Below are 16,284 nucleotides of genomic sequence, written 5' to 3' on the forward strand. Positions count from 1 at the left end.
TCGACTCCACCCGGCTGGACTTCGCCTGCCCCTCGCGGGGCCTTGCCGGGCGGCGACGATCGGAGTAGCGGGCCGCACCGCACAGGGGGGTGCCCCGGCGGGCCCCGCCACCCCTACCCTGGAGCCGACCCCGTCACCGCCGTCTGGAGCCTCCGATGAACCGCCGCCGTTCCGCCCTCGTCCTCGCCGCCGCCGCGGCCCTCGCCCTCGGCCTCACCGGCTGCTCAGGGATCAACAGCATGATGGGCGGCGAGACCCGCGACGACACCTCCGGCGAGATCGTCGACGGCGGCACGACCGACGTCTTCCAGCTCCGCGTCGGCGACTGCCTGAACGACGAGCTGAGCGAGACCGCGACCGAGGTCACCGACGTCCCGACCGTGCCGTGCTCCGACGCGCACAGCTACGAGGTCTTCCAGAACATCACGATGGCCGACGCGGACGAGTACCCCGGCGAGACGGCGACCACCGAGCAGGCCGACTCCGAGTGCCAGGCCGCGTTCGAGGGCTTCGTCGGTCTCAGCTACGAGGAGTCGCAGTACGACTTCAGCTACTACTACCCGACCCAGGAGAGCTGGGACGGCGGCGACCGCGTCATCAACTGCCTGATCACCGACCCCGCGGGCCCAAGCACCGGCACCCTCTCGGGCGCCGCCGCCTGACCCTCTGACCCACCCCGCGAGATGCCACTTGTGCACGCTTTTCACGGCGTGTCGCGCTCATAAGTGGCATCTCGCGGCGGGGATCAGCTCTCGCGCGTGGCCGCGGGGCGGGGGAAGAGGGTCAGGAGCAGGCCCGAGGCTATCCAGACGGCGGCGATGCCGAGGATGAGCCAGCCGGCGTCGAGCGAGGACGCGGCTCCGGCCAGGGCGGCACCGACCGCGGCGGCGGCGGCGCGCAGGCCCGCGCCGATGGTGAAGACCTGGGAGCGGACGGCGGCCGGGCTCTCCTGATCGCGCAGCAGCAGCATCGCGGCGTTCGCGGGTGCGGTGAAGACTCCGGCGACGGCGAACGCGACGAGGGCCACGACGATCCCGAGGTCGGGCGCGGCGGCGAGCAGGGCGACGCCGGTCGCGGCGAAGCCCGCCCCCATCACCCAGGCCGGCGGGCGTCGCGTCCAGCGCCGCACGGCGACCGCGATCGCACCGAGCAGCCCGCCGACGGCGAACGCGGTGAGCAGCCCGGCCGCCGCCGCGGTGCTGCCCACCCGCTCGAGCGACAGCCCGATCGCCGCGACGCCGGCCGCGCCGCCGCCGATCTGGCTGATCGTCCCGGAGAGGGTGACGATCGCGATCGGCCGGTGCCGCACGAGGTGGGTGACACCGGCCGCGATGGTGCGCCGGACGCCGACGGTGGGGGTGGGCCGCGCCTCCATCCGCAGGGCGAGCGAGCCGAGGACGCCGACGAGCGCGAGGGCGGCCATCGCGAGCATGGCGAAGCGGGCCGAGGCGACGGCGATCACCAGCCCGGCGATCGCGGGGCCGCCGATCGAGGCGACGGTGTAGGACAGCGAGTCCTGAGCGTAGGCGCGGCGCGGGTCGGCGATCGCGCTGGTCACGAAGCTCGACATGCCGCCCATGTAGACCGGGGTCGCCAGGCCCGCGATCACCAGGAGCAGCGCGATCAGCACTGTCGGCACGTCGCCGAGGAAGGACGCGAGCGCGAAGGAGGCGGCGGTGGCGAGCGCCGCGCCGACCAGCAGCCGGCGCGGCGCGCGCACCCGGTCGAGCACGGTGCCGACGAGCGGAGCGGCGATCACGCTCGGGAACAGGGCGGCGCCGGTCAGCAGCCCGCCGAGCGCGACGTCGTCGAGGCGCTCGACGGCGAGGACGGGCAGGGCGACGACCATCCCCGCGCTCGCGAGGCGCAGGGGGATCGAGGCGGTCAGGTAGGTGGCGGCGCTCATGCGGCTCGGGAGGACATCGCCTCCCATTTTTCCATGGTCCCGAGGACCCGCTCCCCGGCCGCGGCGATCAGGGCAGCAGGATCACCTTGCCGTCGAGCGTCCGCGACTCGGCGAGCTCCATCGCCGCCACGATCTCCGTGAGCGGGAAGCGCGCCGCGATGTTGGCGGTGAGCGAGCCGTCCGCGAGCAGCGCGAGCACGCGGCCCAGGTCCTCCTCGAGCCGCGCGCGGAACCGGGCGGGCCGGAGCGAGTGCCCGGACCAGAGGTCGTAGAAGACGGCGCGCTTCCCGTTCGGCGCCAGCTGGTACGCCTGCACCCGGGCGAGCTGCTTCAGGAACGGCGGCCAGATGCTGCCGGTGCTCGCGCTGACGATCGCGTAGGCGACGAGGGTGCCGCCGGGCGCGAGCAGCGACCAGGCCAGTCGGGTGGTCTCCCCGCCGATGTTGTCGAAGACGGCGTTCACGCCGCCCGGTGCGAGCTCGCGGACGCGGGCAGCGAGCTCCGGGTCGGCGTAGTCGACCGGCTCGACGCCGGCCGCACGGAGGGCGTCGTGGTGCCGCGGCGAGGCGGCGCCGATCAACCGGATGCCCTCGAGTGAGGCGAGCCGGTGCACGAGGCCGCCGACGCCGCCGTTCGCTCCGAACAGGAGGATCGTGTCGCCGCGGGAGAGCCGGGCCGAGCGGTGCAGCATCTGCCAGGCCGTCACTCCGTTCAGCACCACGGCCTCGGCGTCCTCGGGCGCGACGCCCTCGGGGACGAGGACGCAGTCGCGCGCGGCGACCCGGGCGTGGCCGGTCCAGCCGCCGGTCTTGGTGAGGGCGGCGACGCGGCGGCCCTCGAGGGACGCGTCGCCGCCGGGCCCGACGGCGAGCACCCGGCCGACGAGGTCGTAGCCGGGCGTGAAGGGGAAGGCGGGCTGGGCGAAGTAGCGGCCGCGGCGCATGGACTGCTCGGCGAAGGAGATGCCGGTGGCCTCGACGGCGACGAGCAGCTCGCCGGCCGCGGGCGGCTCGACCGGCGCCTGCTCGAGGAGCAGTCCGGACGGCTCGACGAGCCCGGGGAGGACGACGCCGGTGGTGGTGAGCGGGAGGGCGGTGGGCATGGGGTGCTCCTTGGGGTGTGTGTGAGTGACTGAACAGTCACTTTTATGGACATGGAGAGGTCGGTCATGCAGTGTCGCCCCCCCCCCATGCTGATCGAGTAGCCCGCGCCGCGGGCGTATCGAGATCCACCAGCGTCAGAGGACGAGTCTGCAGGTACGCCCTGCTGAAGACGGTGGGTCTCGATACGCCCCTGCGGGGCTACTCGACCAGCATGGGTCGACCAGCAGGAGTCGACCAGCATGTGGCTGCGCGCCGGCTCAGTCGTGGTGCCGGATGCCCGCGGAGACGATGCGCGCCCACTCGGAGTCGACACCGCCGAGGTCGGTCTGCACGATCAGGTGGCAGAGCTGGCCGTAGGCGACGAAGCGCTGCACGGCCGGGCCGTCGGCGCCCGAGACGACGCTCACCGTGCGGACGACCGTCGAGATCCCGCGGCGCACCGCCTCGCGGATCTCCGGCACCCCGCTCGCGCTCTGCGCCTGCGACTGCAGCATGATCAAATCGCGGTCGGCGATCAGGTCGATGTAGGCGAGGGTCATCGCCTCGAGCCGGTCGGCCGGGTCCGACGAGACCGAGGCCTCCCCCGCCGCGGCGAGCGTCGACGCCACCAGCTCGTAGCAGCGGTCGACCGCGGCGACGAAGACGCCGAGCTTGCCCGGGAAGAGCCGGAAGACGTAGGCCGGCGAGACCCCCGCCTCGGCCGCGACCTCGGTGATCGGCGTGGCGGAGTAGCCGGTGCGCGCGAAGACGTGCACGGCGGCCGCGGTGATCCGCTCGCGCTGAGCTTCTGCGGTGGAGCGGGGGGTCGTCGTCGGCATGTGACTGATCAAACACTCACAACAGCGCGCTGTCAAGGGGCGACTGGTGGCGATCCCGGATCAGGTCCGCTTCCGCCGCCCCTTCAGCGCGAGCTGCAGCGCCGCGAGGAGCAGCAGCGCGGCGAACAGCACGCCCGAGATCCGCGCGGGCAGGAGGAACGACAGCGCGACGCCGGCGAAGGAGAATCCCGTCGCGCAGAGCCCGACCACGAGCCCGGCCCGGACGTCGAGCAGTCCGCGGCGCGCGTTCGCGATCGAGCCGCTGATCGCCGTCGGGATCATCGCGGCGAGCGAGGTGCCCTTGGCGAGCAGATCGGCGAGGCCGAAGGCGCCGACGAGAACGGGCACGGCGATCGCGCCGCCGCCGATCCCGAAGAGCCCCGAGGCCACTCCCATCGCCAGGCCCAGCCCGCCGAAGCCGGGCCAGACGCCCCAGCCCTCCGCGACGTCGCCGGTCTCGTTCGAGCCGAACACCGCCATCCGCACGGCCGCCGCGACCAGCAGGGCGACGAACAGCCAGCGGAGCACGCCGAGCGGCAGGCGCGCGAGCAGCCAGGAGCCGAGGATCGCGCCGATCATCGCGGCCGCGGCGATCACCGCGGCGGGGACCCAGGCGACCTGCCCGCCGAGCGCATAGCCGAAGGCACCGGCCACCGCGGTCGGCGCGATCGCGAGCAGCGAGGTCGCGGACGCTCGGCGCTGGTCCATCCCGGCCCAGGCGATCAGCATCGGCACCATCACGATGCCGCCGCCGACGCCGAACGCGCCCGAGAGCACCCCGCCGATCGCGCCGATCAGCGCCAGCACGAGCATCGCCCTCGCGCGGAGGGCCTTCGGGCGGGTCGCCGGTGCGCTCGCCGCCGTCTCCGGGGCGGCCTGCGCGCTCGTCTCGTCCGTCACCCGCCCAGCCTGCCACCTGCGCCGTCGCACGGCGGAAACATGCGGTGCGTACCCTTCGTGATGCGTCGCCGGTGGGGGCCGGGCGATCGACGCGAGGAGGGGGCACCGTGCGTGCGACGCCGATCCGGGCCGCGTCCTGGCCGGCCGCGCTGGCGGTCCGTGCGGTCTTCGAGCGCGAGGCGCGGCGGACGGCCGCGGCGATGCTGCCGTTCGCTCCGGAGGGGATCCAGCGGGTCGCCGAGCCGATCCCGGCGCGTCCGGACGCTCCGGCCACGACGGCCGACGTCCTCCGCTCCGCGGGCGCCGGCTCGCGCCCGACCGTGGTCTGGATCCACGGCGGCGGCTGGGTCTCCGGCCACCGGCGCGACGTGGACCCCTACCTCCGCCTGCTCGCCGAGGCCGGCTACACCGTCGTCTCGCTCGACTACAGCCGCGGGCCCGAGGCGGTGCACCCGACCGCGCCGCGGCAGCTCCTCGCCGCACTCGAGCACCTGCGCCGCAGCGCCGGCCGCCTCGGGATCGCCCGCGACCGCCTCGTTCTGGCCGGCGACTCGGCGGGCGCGCAGCTCGCGAGCCAGCTCGCCACCGCGATCACGAACCCCTCCTACGCCCGCGCGGCCGGGCTCACGACGACCCTGCCCGTCGACGCCGTGCGGGCGGTGATCCTGCACTGCGGAGTCTTCGACCTCGCCGCCCTCGCCCGTGCCACCGGTCTCGCCGGCCGCGGGCTGCGCGCCGCCCTCTGGGCGTACACCGGCCGGCGGGCCTGGTGGACCTCGGACGCCGCCCGGTGGATGTCGACGATCGAGCACGTCACGCCGCGGTTCCCGCCGACGTTCCTCAGCGGCGGCAACGCCGACCCGCTCACCGCGCAGCAGTCGCGCCCGTTCGCGGCGCAGCTGCGCTCGCTCGGCGTCCCGGTCACGGCGCTGCTCTGGGGCGACGGGCACGAGAGCGAGCTCGGCCACGAGTACCAGTTCCACCTCGAGCTGCCGGAGGCGCGCGATGCGCTGGAGCGGACCCTCGCGTTCCTGGCGCAGCAGACGGCGCGATGAGGCCCGCCTCCCTCCCGACCCTGGCAGTCCCCTGGGCAGCGGGGACTCCACCGTGACGTTCGCCGTGCACGCTCCGTCCTACCTCTGAACCGCCCGATCGACCGACCGGGCACCGAGACGAAAGAGGAGATCATGGCCGAGAGCACCGCGAACACCACGACGACGAACGGGACCGGACGTACGGTCATCGACGACGGCGTCATCGCGAAGGTGGCCGGCATCGCGGCCCGCGAGGTGCCCGGCGTGCACGCCCTCGGCAACGGCGCCGCCCGCGCCCTCGGCGCCATCCGCGGCGCGCTCGGCAACGACGACCGCGCCCAGGGCGTCAAGGTCGAGGTCGGCGAGCGCCAGGTCGCCGCCGACGTCACGATCGTCGCCGAGTACCCGGCCGCGCTCCAGGACGTGGCGGAGGGCGTGCGCTCCGCCGTCGGCCGTGCGATCCGCGAGATCGTCGGCATGGACGTCGCCGAGATCAACGTCACCGTGCAGGACGTCCACATCCCCGAGGACGACGCCCCCGAGGCCGAGCCGCGCGTCGCCTGATCACCCCGCACCACCCCTGACGCCCCGCGGTCGATCCGGCCGCGGGGCGTCTCGGTGCATCCGGCCCCGGAGCCGGCAGCGCCCCCTCACCCGCCCCACCCGCCCCCGACCGCGTCCCCCGCGCGGCACCGAACCCCTGGAGATGCGCATGGAGAACAACTGCGCCCGACCCCTCGACGTCGACGACGCCGTCGCGCTCATCGGAGTCCTCACCACCCTCGAGGTGCTCACCTCCGCCGGCCGCCTCGGCAGCCCCGAGCTCGACTCCCTCCGGCACAGCCTCGCGCAGGGCGGCGCGGTCCTGCCCGGCGCCGACGAGTCCGAGATCGCCGCCGCCCTCGCGGCCCTGAACGCGCGACTTCGCGACAGCATCTCCTAGCCGCCGACATCGGCTCTCCGCAAGAGCGTGTTTGTGACAGGCTTGTCATCGCGCGCCACTGCGCGACGATGAAGGAGCAGCCATGAGCGTCGGACACTACGTGCTCTCGACCACCGGGCCGTTCGCGGACGAGACCGAGATCCTCGGCGTCTACTCCACCGAGTCCTGGGCACGCGAAGCCGCCGCCAGCTGGCTCGACGCCCTCGACCTCGAGGCCTTCCCGCAGTGCGTGATCGAGAACTGGAACGGGTCGCACCTGCTCCACCGCGAGGTCCTCGGCGGCCTCGGCCTCGACGACGACGGCTCGGCCGCCGGCACCGTCGAGGGCTGACCCTCCGGCGCTCGAGGCCCAGCGCTCACGATCCGGTGCTCGCCGCCCAGTGCGACGGGCGCTCGAAGTCCGGCGGCAGCGCGGTCCGCGCGTCGCCGCGAGTGCTGCTGACCTGCGCCTGCGTGAGGTAGATGGCCGTCGAGAGATCGGCCCCCGCCACGTCGGCGTCCCGCAGATCGGCGCCGAGGACGTCGCAGCCGCGGAGATCCGCGCCCCGGAGGTCCGCGGCGATCAGCAGGGAGCCGCGCAGGTCGGCACCGCGCAGATCGGCGCCCGCGAGGGCGGCCGCCACGAGGTCGGCGCCGGGCTGCAGGCGCAGCCGGCCGTGCCGCCGCCGCCGTGGGCCGTCGTGCCGCGCGGCCGCGCTCGCCGCGATCAGCAGCGGTCGGGCGGCGCCGTACTCCGCGTCGACGTCGGCCGCGAGGATCGCGTCGGCGTCGGCGAGCGTCAGGGCGTGAACCGCGTCGAAGCGGACGCGCACCGCGTCCCGCAGGGCGGCGTCGACCTCGCGCAGGCCGAGGGCGACGTCGAGGTACCAGAGCAGCTCGTGCAGGCGGCGCATCAGCGGGAAGACCGCGAACATCCGCGCGCGCACCTCCGCGTCGCTTCGCCAGGAGACGCCGCCGAACGTCTGCATCGACACCTTCTGGCCGGCGCCGAAGCAGTCGAAGACGGTGCAGCCGGCGAAGCCCTCGGGGCGCAGCCGCCGGTGGATCGTGCAGGCGTCCTCGGTGTCGAGGTTCGTGCACGGCTCGCCGGCCGGCTTGTCGACGGGGAAGTCGGCGGAGCGGGTGAACGCGAGGGCCACGCAGCAGAGGCCGAAGCAGTTCGCGCAGTCGGCGCCGAGGTCCTCCCGGCGGCCGAGCTCGACGCGGGTGCGGGTGCCGGTCACGATCGCCGGCCCCTCAGTGCGACAGGGCGAGCACGCCGACGACGGCGGCTCCCAGTCCGACGAGGCCAAGCAGGCCGATGACGCTCTGCCCGACGCCGAGGCCGGCCCGGACGACCGCGATCAGGGCGATGCCGGCGAGGGTCGCGACGTAGACGCCGACGCCGATCCGCAGCGCGACCACGTCGTCGATCCAGCCGAGCGCCGAGGCGATCAGCACCAGGACGGGGAGCGAGGCAGAGGCGAGGGCGCCGCCGGCGATCCGGAGCATGACGCGAGCTTCGGCCGCGGTCGGGGTCGCGGCGTGGGCGACCTGGTGCGCGATGACGTCGGCCACGAAGCCCGCGGCCGAGATGCCGACGATCGCGATGACGAGGCTGCGCAGGGCGTGCGCGGAGTCCGCCTGCTCGTCGACGGCGTAGATCATCACGACGGCGAGCCCGGTGAAGGCGGCGTAGACCCGCTCCTTGAGCGCCTTGGCGACGACGTCGAGGGACCCGCCCTCCGCCGCGGCGCGCCGACCGGACGGCCCTCCCCCGCGCACGGCGCTCAGTACGACGCGGCGTCGACGCGGGCGGCGGAGGCGTCGCCCGCCTGGCGCGCGGTCAGGTCGCCGAGGATGACGGCCGAGCCGCTGGTGCCGAAGCGGGTGACGCCGAGCTCGCGGAAGGCGAGGAGCGTGTCGAGGTCGCGGACGCCTCCCGAGGCCTTGACCTGGACGGCGTCGGAGACGGCGCCGCGCATCAGGCGCAGGTCGTGCTCGTTCGCGCCGCCGCCGCCGAAGCCGGTCGCGGTCTTGACGAAGTCGGCGCCCGCACGCTCGGCGGCCTCGCTGCCGGCGACGATCTGCTCGTCGTCGAGGTAGCTGGTCTCGAGGATCACCTTGACGACGTGGCCCTCGGCGGCCTCGACGACCGCGCGGATGTCGGCCTCGACGTCGTCGAGCAGTCCACTGCGCAGGCGGCCGATGTTGACGACCATGTCGAGCTCGACGGCGCCGTCGGCGAGGGCCTGCGTCGACTCCGCGACCTTCGCCGCGGTGGAGGTCGTGCCGTGCGGGAAGCCGATGACCGTGCCGACGAGGACGCCCGAGCCCTCGAGCCGGCGGACGGCGTGCGCGATGTCGGAGGGGCGCACGCAGACGCTGAAGACGCCGGCCGCGCGGGCCTCGTCGAGCTGCGCGTCGACCTCGGTCCGGGTCAGCTCGGGCTTGAGGATCGCGTGATCGATGAGCGCCGCGATCTCGGCGACGGTCGGAAGGCTGCTTGTCATGCCCGCCATTTTACGCGGCGCCACGGCAGCCGGATCTCGATACGCCCGCTGCGCGGGCTACTCGATCAGCATGCAACGGATCCCGTTCGCAGTGCGGCTCCGCCCATGCTGGTCGAGTAGCCCCGCCAGGGGCGTATCGAGACCCACCGTCACCGAGAGGGCGGTCTGCAGACCTCCGCGGCCTACTCGATCAGCATGCAGGGGGCGGGGAACGCCGAAAGCCCGGCGACCGTGAGGTCTCCGGGCTTTCGGGAGGAGTGCAGCGGTACTTCTACCAGCTGCTCTTGGTGATGCCGGGCAGCTCGCCGCGGTGGGCCATGTCACGGAAGCGGACACGCGAGATGCCGAACTTCGAGAGGTTGCCGCGGGGGCGGCCGTCGACGGCGTCGCGCGAGCGGACGCGGACGGGCGAGGCGTTGCGGGGGAGCTTCTGGAGGCCCGTGCGGGCGGCCTCGCGGGACTCGTCGGTCCCGGCGGGGTCGACGAGGGCCTTCTTCAGCTCGAGGCGCTTGGCGGCGTAGCGGTCGACGACCACCTTGCGCTGCTCATTGCGGGCGATCTTGCTCTTCTTGGCCATACTTAGCGCTCCTCGCGGAAGTCGACGTGCTTGCGCACTACGGGGTCGTACTTCTTGAGCACGAGACGGTCGGGGTCGTTGCGGCGGTTCTTCTTGGTCACGTAGGTGTAACCGGTTCCGGCCGTCGAGCGGAGCTTGATGATCGGACGTACGTCCTGCTGCTTGGCCATTAGATCTTCACCCCACGAGCGAGAACATCCTTCACGACGGACTCGATGCCACGGGCGTCGATGACCTTGATGCCCTTGGCCGACAGCGTCAGCGTGACGTTACGGCGCAGGGACGGGACGTAGTACGTCTTCTTCTGCACGTTCGGGTCGAAGCGGCGCTTGGTGCGCCGGTGCGAGTGCGAGATGGCGTGTCCGAAGCCGGGAACGGCTCCGGTCACCTGGCAGACTGCTGCCATGGTTTCCTCCATGTGTGGGTACCGTGGGCCACGCGCGGCACGAGGCCTCGCCCGACCCACCCAAGGTCACTTGTCGGCGCACCGCCCGCCTGTCGAGGAGGACCGGGGTCCCGCCCGGAGGGCAGCGCGCAAGAGCGTGCAGATGCACGCAACCCGAGTAGCTTAGGCGACACGCGCGCACCCTGCAAGACTCGCCGGTGCTACGGTCGCTCCGGTGCACCGGGGGGTCCGGGTCGCCGCGGGGGGAATCATGAACGGCTCGAGGCCGGATGCACTGCGGCGCCGTGCGCTGCTGCTGGGGATCGCCTCCGCCGCCGCCGGTCTGGCCGGGTGCACGAGCACCGGGCGGCTCACGCCGACCGCGACGCCGGTGGCCGCGACCACGACTCCCACTCCCACCCCCGCTCCCCCGTCGCGCCCCGTGCCGACCGCGACGGCGACGCCCGTGCCGATCCGCGCGCGCTTCCCGCTCCCGGAGGGCACGATCACCGAGCTGCCCGGCGACGGGAACCTGATGGCGTGGACGGTCGACGACGGAGCCGACACCGACGTCGTCGCCGCCTACGCGCAGTTCGCGAAGGACACCGGCACCCGGCTCACCTTCTTCCTCAACGGGAAGTACGACTCCTGGACCGTGAACGCGCCGGCACTCGCGCCGCTCGTCGCGAGCGGGCAGGTGCAGCTCGCGAACCACACCTGGTCGCACGCCGACCTGACCTCGCTCTCGGACGACGGGATCCAGGAGGAGCTCGGCCGCAACGGCGACTTCATCCGCGCGACCTACGGCGTGGAGGCCGCGCCGTTCTACCGCCCGCCGTTCGGCTACACCGACGCGCGCAGCCGGGCGGCCGCGGCGGCCGTCGGCTACACGGCGACGACGCTCTGGTACGGCTCGCTCTCGGACTCGGGGCGGATCACGCCGGAGCAGCTGCTCGGCTTCGCGGACGAGTGGTTCCGGCCGCAGCGCATCGTGATCGGGCACGCGAACTTCGACCCGGTGACGACGGTCTACGCGCAGCTGGTCGACCTCCTCCGCGCCCGCTCCCTCGAGACGGTCACCCTCCGCGACGTCTTCGCCGTCTGACCCCCGCCCCGCCGGCTCCGCGAGATGCCACTTGTGCACGCTTTCCACGGCGTGTCGCGTGCACAAGTGGCATCTCGCGGCGGGGATCAGACGCGCAGGGTCGCGTGGGCGGCGGTGGTGATCGCGGCGGCGACGGCGTCGAGGCTCGGGGTGTGCAGGGACCACTGCTGCCAGTAGAGGGGGACGTCGACGGGGGCGCCGCCGAGGGGGACGAGGCCCGGCGCGCCGACGGGGGCCTGCAGCTCGGGGAGCATGCCCCAGCCGAGACCCAGGCGCACGGCCTGCTCGAAGTCGGCCGAGCCGGGCACGCGGTGCTGCGGCGGGCGGGCCTCCACCCCGGCCGCAGCGAGGAACCGGGCCTGCAGGCGGTCCTTCTCGTCGAAGACGACGACGGGGGCGACGGCGAGCGCCGCCGCGTCCGGACCCTCCGGGAACCAGCGCTCGGCGAAGGCGGGGGCGGCCATCGCGCGGTAGCGCATCACGCCGAGCGGGGCGACGGTGCAGCCGAGCACCGCCTCCGCCTCGGCCGTCACCGCGGCGAGGACGGTGCCGTCGCGCAGGAACGCGGTGGTGTGCTCCTGGTCCTCGCGGTGCAGCTCGACGACGACCTCGGGGACGGTCGCGAGCGCGGGCAGGACCCAGGTCGCGAGCGAGTCGGCGTTGACGGCCATCGGCACGGTCACCGGTCCGCGGCCCTCGCGCGCACCGCCGTCGAGCGCCCGGACGGCGTCCTCGGTGAGCAGCTCGATCTGGCGGGCCAGGCGGAGCAGCCCGGCACCCGCCTCCGTGGCGACGACGGGGCGCGAGCGCACCAGCAGCACGCGCCCGGCGGCGGACTCGAGCGCCTTGATCCGCTGGCTGAGCGCCGAGGGCGTGACGTGCAGCTCGCGCGCGGCGGCGTCGAAGGAGCCGAAGCGCACTGCGGCGGCGAGGGCGCGGAGGCGGGCGAGGTCGAGATCGTCGGTCAGCATCGGGTTCCCCATCAGTTGCGCTTACGGTACTGAAGGAGCGTGAGCTGGTCTACAGGCGCGGTCGCCCCTAGCGTCGGAGTCGTGTCCCCCCTCCTCGCCGCCGTGTCCGGCCTCGGCTTCGGCCTCTCGCTCATCATCGCCATCGGCGCCCAGAACGCGTTCGTCCTGCGGCAGGGGCTCCGCCGCGAGCACGTGCTCGCCGTCGTCGCGATCTGCGCGCTGGCGGATGCGGCGCTGATCATCCTCGGCATCGCCGGGATCGGCGCGGTGCTCGAGTCGGCGCCGTGGCTGCTGGTGGTCATCCGCTGGGGCGGGATCGCCTTCCTCCTCGCCTACGCGGTGCTCGCCGCGCGGCGGGCCCTGCGCCCGGGGACGCTCGAGGGCGACCCGGCCGGCGCCTCCACCTCGCTGCGGACGGCGATCGGCACCTGCCTCGCCCTGACGCTGCTCAACCCGCACGTGTACCTCGACACGGTGGTGCTGCTCGGCTCCGTCGCGAACACGCACGGCGACGAGCGCTGGTGGTTCGGCGCGGGGGCGGCGCTGGGCAGCGTGCTGTGGTTCACGGCGCTGGGCTTCGGGGCGCGGGCGCTGCGCCCGCTGTTCCGCAGCCGGACGGCCTGGCGTGTGCTCGACGGGGCGGTCGCGGTCGTGATGGTCGTGCTGGCGGTGTCGCTGACGCTGTCGTCCTGAGCGGTCGTCCTGAGCGGAAGCGCGCCCGTCAGCCCGCGCGGACCATCGAGCGGGCGGCGAGCAGCCAGACGGCTCCGGTGGCGAGGATCGCGAGCGACCCGGCGATCGAGGCCACGATCGAGATCCCGATCAGCAGCCCCTGCGAGGGCGTCGCCGTGACCAGCAGCGGGACGGTCGTCGCGAGTCCTCCGGCGGCGTTCACGGCCACGGCGACCGCGGCGATCACCACCACCCGCCGCGGGACGGTGCGCGAGCGCCCGAGCGCGACGAGCCCCACCACTCCGGCGGCCGCGGTGAGCACGGCCAGGGTGAGCACGAGCGTCGAAGCGGCGATCATCTCGGGCGTGGACGTCGAGCCGGTCGTGCTCGGCGAGGACCAGGACACGATCGGCCGCAGCACGATCAGGACCGCGAAGACGATCAGCGCCGTCGCTCCGGTCGGGCCGACCAGCCCGCCCTTCGAGTCGGCGCCGCGCGCGAGGACCGAGGCGGCGGCCGCGAGCAGGGCCGCCCCGAGGAGGACGACGGCGCGCGCCGCGAGCAGGGAGCCGGAGCCGGTCGGGGCGAACAGGAACACGACGTCCAGCAGGCCGGCGGCCGCGACGAAGAGGCCGGCGAGGCGCAGGGTGGCCGCGCGCCGGGCCGCGGACGGCGCACCGGTGACCGGAGTCGTCATCGGGGTCCCCTCTCCCGTGCTGGACCCTCCACGCTAGCGCGCTCGACTCCTCGCTCATTGTTCTACTAATATTGCGAACATGTTGCTGCGTGTCGACCACTCCTCGCCGCGCTCGCTGGCCGATCAGCTCGAGGCGCAGGTCCGCGCCGCTGTGGCGGCGGGCGAGCTCTCGGCGGGCGACCGCCTGCCGCCGGCGCGGGAGCTAGCCGACTCCCTCGGCATCAACATGCACACCGTGCTGCGCGCGTACGCCGCGCTCCGCGACGACGGGATCCTGCAGATGCGACGGGGCCGCGGTGCCTGGATCGCGGAGTCGGCCGGCCCCGGCCTCGTGCGCGTCACCGCCCTCGTCGAGCAGCTCGTCGCCGAGGCCCGCCGCAGCGGCATCAGCCGCGCCGACGTCATCCGCCTTCTCGAGAGGACCGCACCGTGACCACCACCGGCACCACCACCGACCGCAGCCCGCGCACGCTCGTCGCCGCCGCGTCGCTCCTGCTCCCCGCCGCGGCGGTCCTCGTCTCCCTGGCCGTCCTCGGCGAGCGGCTCCCGCCCGTGCTCGCCTCGCACTGGTCGAGCACCGGCGCCGCGGACGAGTCGCAGCCCGTCGCGGTCCTCCTCCGGCTGGCACTGCTGCTGGCGGGCGTCCCCGCCGTCGCCGGACTCGTCGCCGCGGCGTTCGGCCGCGCCCCGCGCCTCCTGCTCGGCGGACTCGGCCTCGTCGTCGGTCTCGGTGCCGGCGGCTGGGCGACCTCGGCCGGCACGACGCTGGCCGCGGGGTCGGCGGAGGGGGCCGTGCTCGGCGCCTGGCTTCTCGCGCTCCTCGGCGGCGGGCTGTTCGCCGTGGTGCCGGCGCTGATCGCGCCGCCCACCCGGCACGCACCGCGGGTCGCCGTCGACCGGCTGCCGCTCGGCCGTGAGGAGACCGGCGCCTGGTCGCACACCGTCACCGGCCGGGTGTTCGCCGTCACGGGAGTGGTGCTGCTGCTCATCGCGGCGGCCGCCGTCCCGGGGCTGCTCGCCACGGGCGACACGGGACCGGCGATCGCGATGGCGATCGTGCTCGGAGCGAGCGCGGTCGTGATGCTCGGCTTCACCCGCCTGCGCGTCACGGCCGACCGTCGCGGGCTGCGCGTGGTGTCCCGGGCGCTCGGGATCCCGCTGCGGCGGATCCCGCTGGCGTCGATGGCCTCGGTGACCACCGCCGCGCTGCGCCCGTCGGAGTGGGGCGGCTGGGGCTACCGGATGTCCCCGGGCCGCTCGGCCCTCATCCTCCGCGCCGGCCCGGGGCTCGTCGTGACGACCACCCACGGCAGCGAGTTCGCGATCAGCCTCAGCGACCCGGAGACCCCGGCCGCCCTCCTCGAGACGCTGCGCCGACGCGCCGAGGACCGACGCGCGTAGGGTGCGAGCGAGTGAGCACGAGGGAGTGGGCATGGACGAGCTGCGCAGCAAGACGGTGACCTGGCGGGATCCGATGGCCGGGGCGGCCGCGGCGATGCGGATGAGCGGGCTGGACTACCTGCGGGCGATGCAGGACGGGACGATCCCGCCGCCGCCGATCATCACGCTGATGAACGTGGAGCTCGGCGCGGTCGACGAGGGCCGGGTGGAGTTCCGCTGCTCGCCGGACGAGTCGCACTACAACCCGATCGGGCGGGTGCACGGCGGCTTCGTCTGCACGGTGCTCGACTCGGCGGCGGGCTGCGCGGTGCAGTCGACGCTGCCGATCGGCGTCGGCTACACCTCGCTCGACCTCACCGTCAGCTACCTCCGCGGCCTGCACCAGGACAGCGGCGAGCTGCTCGCCGTCGGCACGGTCGTGAAGCCGGGCCGCCGCGTGGCGTTCGCGGAGGCGAGGGTGACCGACGCGCAGGGGCGCCTGGTCGCGACGGCCACGTCGACGCTGCTGGTGTTCCCGCTCGGCGAGAGCGCGTGAGCGCGAGGACGCGAAGGTACTCCGCCATGCTGGTCGAGTAGCCCCGCCAGGGGCGTATCGAGACCCGCCCCCTTCAGAAGGGCTGAACTGCAGACTCGTCCTTCTGACGCTGGTCGATCTCGATACGCCCGCTCCGCGGGCTACTCGATCAGCATGAACCGCCCGCTCCGCGGGCTACTCGATCAGTACGAGCTGCTCACAACGGCAGCAGGTCCGGCTCGACGGCGCGGCGCACGTGCTCCTTGAGGCCCTCCTCAGGGATGAGGTCGACCGGAGCGCCGAGGATCTCCGCGAGCTCGCGCTCGAGGCCGGCCAGGGCGAGGACGCCGAGACCGGCCGGAACCGACACCAGGAGATCGAGGTCGCTGTCAGGGCGGTCGTCTCCCCGAGCCGCGGATCCGAAGATCTTCGCGTCGACGATACCGCGACGGCGCAGCGCGCGACGGAACTCGCCGCGATGGCGGAGGACGCGGCCTCCGACCGGCCCCGAGAGGGCCGTGGCCGAGGCGCGTGATGGATCTGTGGCTTGCGGAACGCGGGCGCGGAGAGTTCTCTGGGCAATTTCGGCATTTGCACCGAAATCTCCCTGACGGCCTCCGGCTCCATTCTGAGCCGCGCTTGAGGGCCGGTCAGCTCCGTTGTCCATCCGCACAAGATAGCCAGTGTCGCACCTGCCAGCCCGTCGATGGACGCGAGTCATACGGTGCTCTGTTCACGAGCACCGGTGAGGAGGATGATCAGCGCC

The 16,284-nt window shown here is 73.9% G+C and carries 23 protein-coding genes; 10 read left to right on the top strand and 13 right to left on the bottom strand.

What is annotated here, in order from left to right; all coding sequences use genetic code 11:
* Positions 1 to 155 precede the first annotated feature (155 nt).
* Positions 156 to 662, top strand: coding sequence for a septum formation family protein (locus tag MT351_RS01265; RefSeq protein WP_123444786.1), 507 nt, complete (start codon positions 156 to 158; stop codon positions 660 to 662).
* An 83-nt stretch (positions 663 to 745) separates the two neighbouring features.
* On the opposite strand, the gene MT351_RS01270 is transcribed toward MT351_RS01265, so the two are convergent.
* The 4 genes from MT351_RS01270 to MT351_RS20190 form a co-directional block, all read right to left on the bottom strand.
* On the bottom strand, positions 746 to 1,906 hold the full coding sequence (locus MT351_RS01270) for an MFS transporter (RefSeq protein ID WP_165908970.1): 1,161 nt from the start codon (positions 1,904 to 1,906) through the stop codon (positions 746 to 748).
* A gap of 67 nt (positions 1,907 to 1,973) precedes the next feature.
* Positions 1,974 to 3,008, bottom strand: a complete 1,035-nt coding sequence (locus MT351_RS01275) for a medium chain dehydrogenase/reductase family protein (RefSeq protein ID WP_243581057.1) — start codon at positions 3,006 to 3,008, stop codon at positions 1,974 to 1,976.
* 258 nt (positions 3,009 to 3,266) lie between these two features.
* On the bottom strand, positions 3,267 to 3,827 hold the full coding sequence (locus MT351_RS01280; RefSeq protein ID WP_243581058.1) for a TetR/AcrR family transcriptional regulator: 561 nt from the start codon (positions 3,825 to 3,827) through the stop codon (positions 3,267 to 3,269).
* A 60-nt stretch (positions 3,828 to 3,887) separates the two neighbouring features.
* Entirely contained in the window at positions 3,888 to 4,727 is an 840-nt protein-coding gene (locus tag MT351_RS20190; RefSeq protein WP_243581059.1) for a sulfite exporter TauE/SafE family protein, read from the bottom strand.
* A 107-nt stretch (positions 4,728 to 4,834) separates the two neighbouring features.
* Between MT351_RS20190 and MT351_RS01290 the strand changes: the two genes are divergently transcribed.
* From MT351_RS01290 to MT351_RS01305, 4 genes are all read left to right on the top strand, one after another.
* Positions 4,835 to 5,782 carry an alpha/beta hydrolase gene (locus tag MT351_RS01290; RefSeq protein WP_243581060.1) on the top strand — a complete coding sequence of 316 codons (948 nt, stop codon included), beginning with the start codon at positions 4,835 to 4,837 and terminating at the stop codon, positions 5,780 to 5,782.
* A gap of 132 nt (positions 5,783 to 5,914) precedes the next feature.
* The gene (locus tag MT351_RS01295) at positions 5,915 to 6,325 is read left to right on the top strand and encodes an Asp23/Gls24 family envelope stress response protein (protein ID WP_123734818.1); all 411 of its coding nucleotides are present in this window, start codon (positions 5,915 to 5,917) and stop codon (positions 6,323 to 6,325) included.
* Between the two features lie 148 nt (positions 6,326 to 6,473).
* Positions 6,474 to 6,704, top strand: a complete 231-nt coding sequence (locus MT351_RS01300) for a hypothetical protein (protein ID WP_132434966.1) — start codon at positions 6,474 to 6,476, stop codon at positions 6,702 to 6,704.
* An 82-nt stretch (positions 6,705 to 6,786) separates the two neighbouring features.
* Positions 6,787 to 7,035, top strand: coding sequence for a hypothetical protein (locus MT351_RS01305; protein WP_123444778.1), 249 nt, complete (start codon positions 6,787 to 6,789; stop codon positions 7,033 to 7,035).
* A gap of 25 nt (positions 7,036 to 7,060) precedes the next feature.
* Here MT351_RS01305 and MT351_RS01310 read toward each other — a convergent pair whose 3' ends face one another.
* The 6 genes from MT351_RS01310 to rpmB form a co-directional block, all read right to left on the bottom strand.
* The gene (locus tag MT351_RS01310) at positions 7,061 to 7,927 is read right to left on the bottom strand and encodes a pentapeptide repeat-containing protein (RefSeq protein WP_243581061.1); all 867 of its coding nucleotides are present in this window, start codon (positions 7,925 to 7,927) and stop codon (positions 7,061 to 7,063) included.
* 13 nt (positions 7,928 to 7,940) lie between these two features.
* Positions 7,941 to 8,468, bottom strand: a complete 528-nt coding sequence (locus MT351_RS01315) for a hypothetical protein (RefSeq protein WP_132434970.1) — start codon at positions 8,466 to 8,468, stop codon at positions 7,941 to 7,943.
* A gap of 5 nt (positions 8,469 to 8,473) precedes the next feature.
* On the bottom strand, positions 8,474 to 9,196 hold the full coding sequence (gene deoC, locus MT351_RS01320; RefSeq protein ID WP_123734815.1) for a deoxyribose-phosphate aldolase: 723 nt from the start codon (positions 9,194 to 9,196) through the stop codon (positions 8,474 to 8,476).
* A 271-nt stretch (positions 9,197 to 9,467) separates the two neighbouring features.
* On the bottom strand, positions 9,468 to 9,773 hold the full coding sequence (rpsN, locus tag MT351_RS01325; RefSeq protein ID WP_123444774.1) for a 30S ribosomal protein S14: 306 nt from the start codon (positions 9,771 to 9,773) through the stop codon (positions 9,468 to 9,470).
* A 2-nt stretch (positions 9,774 to 9,775) separates the two neighbouring features.
* Positions 9,776 to 9,943 carry a 50S ribosomal protein L33 gene (gene rpmG, locus MT351_RS01330; RefSeq protein ID WP_027692168.1) on the bottom strand — a complete coding sequence of 56 codons (168 nt, stop codon included), beginning with the start codon at positions 9,941 to 9,943 and terminating at the stop codon, positions 9,776 to 9,778.
* Complete coding sequence (rpmB, locus tag MT351_RS01335) at positions 9,943 to 10,179, bottom strand: 50S ribosomal protein L28 (RefSeq protein WP_056038148.1); 237 nt, start codon at positions 10,177 to 10,179, stop codon at positions 9,943 to 9,945. Before rpmB ends, rpmG begins: the two co-directional genes overlap by 1 nt.
* Before the next feature lie 250 nt (positions 10,180 to 10,429).
* Between rpmB and MT351_RS01340 the strand changes: the two genes are divergently transcribed.
* Complete coding sequence (locus tag MT351_RS01340) at positions 10,430 to 11,263, top strand: polysaccharide deacetylase family protein (RefSeq protein WP_132434972.1); 834 nt, start codon at positions 10,430 to 10,432, stop codon at positions 11,261 to 11,263.
* Positions 11,264 to 11,349: 86 nt separating this feature from the next.
* On the opposite strand, the gene MT351_RS01345 is transcribed toward MT351_RS01340, so the two are convergent.
* Positions 11,350 to 12,234, bottom strand: coding sequence for an ArgP/LysG family DNA-binding transcriptional regulator (locus MT351_RS01345; protein WP_243581062.1), 885 nt, complete (start codon positions 12,232 to 12,234; stop codon positions 11,350 to 11,352).
* An 81-nt stretch (positions 12,235 to 12,315) separates the two neighbouring features.
* Between MT351_RS01345 and MT351_RS01350 the strand changes: the two genes are divergently transcribed.
* Positions 12,316 to 12,927: a LysE/ArgO family amino acid transporter gene (locus MT351_RS01350; RefSeq protein WP_207901597.1), complete on the top strand. Its 612-nt coding sequence runs from the start codon at positions 12,316 to 12,318 to the stop codon at positions 12,925 to 12,927.
* Positions 12,928 to 12,955: 28 nt separating this feature from the next.
* Here the strand turns inward: MT351_RS01350 and MT351_RS01355 are convergent, their stop codons facing one another.
* Entirely contained in the window at positions 12,956 to 13,603 is a 648-nt protein-coding gene (locus MT351_RS01355) for a hypothetical protein (protein ID WP_132434978.1), read from the bottom strand.
* A gap of 79 nt (positions 13,604 to 13,682) precedes the next feature.
* Here MT351_RS01355 and MT351_RS01360 point away from each other — a divergent pair, with 79 nt between their 5' ends.
* Genes MT351_RS01360 through MT351_RS01370 form a run of 3 tightly spaced genes read left to right on the top strand, consistent with a single transcriptional unit; the run spans position 13,683 to position 15,539 of the window.
* Complete coding sequence (locus tag MT351_RS01360) at positions 13,683 to 14,036, top strand: GntR family transcriptional regulator (RefSeq protein ID WP_123734810.1); 354 nt, start codon at positions 13,683 to 13,685, stop codon at positions 14,034 to 14,036.
* A complete protein-coding gene (locus MT351_RS01365; RefSeq protein WP_243581063.1) occupies positions 14,033 to 15,004 on the top strand; it encodes a hypothetical protein in 972 nt (323 codons plus the stop codon). The genes MT351_RS01360 and MT351_RS01365 overlap by 4 nt, the downstream gene beginning before the upstream one ends.
* Before the next feature lie 31 nt (positions 15,005 to 15,035).
* Positions 15,036 to 15,539, top strand: a complete 504-nt coding sequence (locus MT351_RS01370; RefSeq protein ID WP_243581064.1) for a PaaI family thioesterase — start codon at positions 15,036 to 15,038, stop codon at positions 15,537 to 15,539.
* Positions 15,540 to 15,735: 196 nt separating this feature from the next.
* Here MT351_RS01370 and MT351_RS01375 read toward each other — a convergent pair whose 3' ends face one another.
* Entirely contained in the window at positions 15,736 to 16,239 is a 504-nt protein-coding gene (locus MT351_RS01375; RefSeq protein WP_308197694.1) for a nucleotidyltransferase family protein, read from the bottom strand.
* Positions 16,240 to 16,284 lie beyond the last annotated feature (45 nt).

Source organism: Rathayibacter sp. VKM Ac-2926, from assembly GCF_022815565.1.
Classification (GTDB): domain Bacteria; phylum Actinomycetota; class Actinomycetes; order Actinomycetales; family Microbacteriaceae; genus Rathayibacter; species Rathayibacter festucae.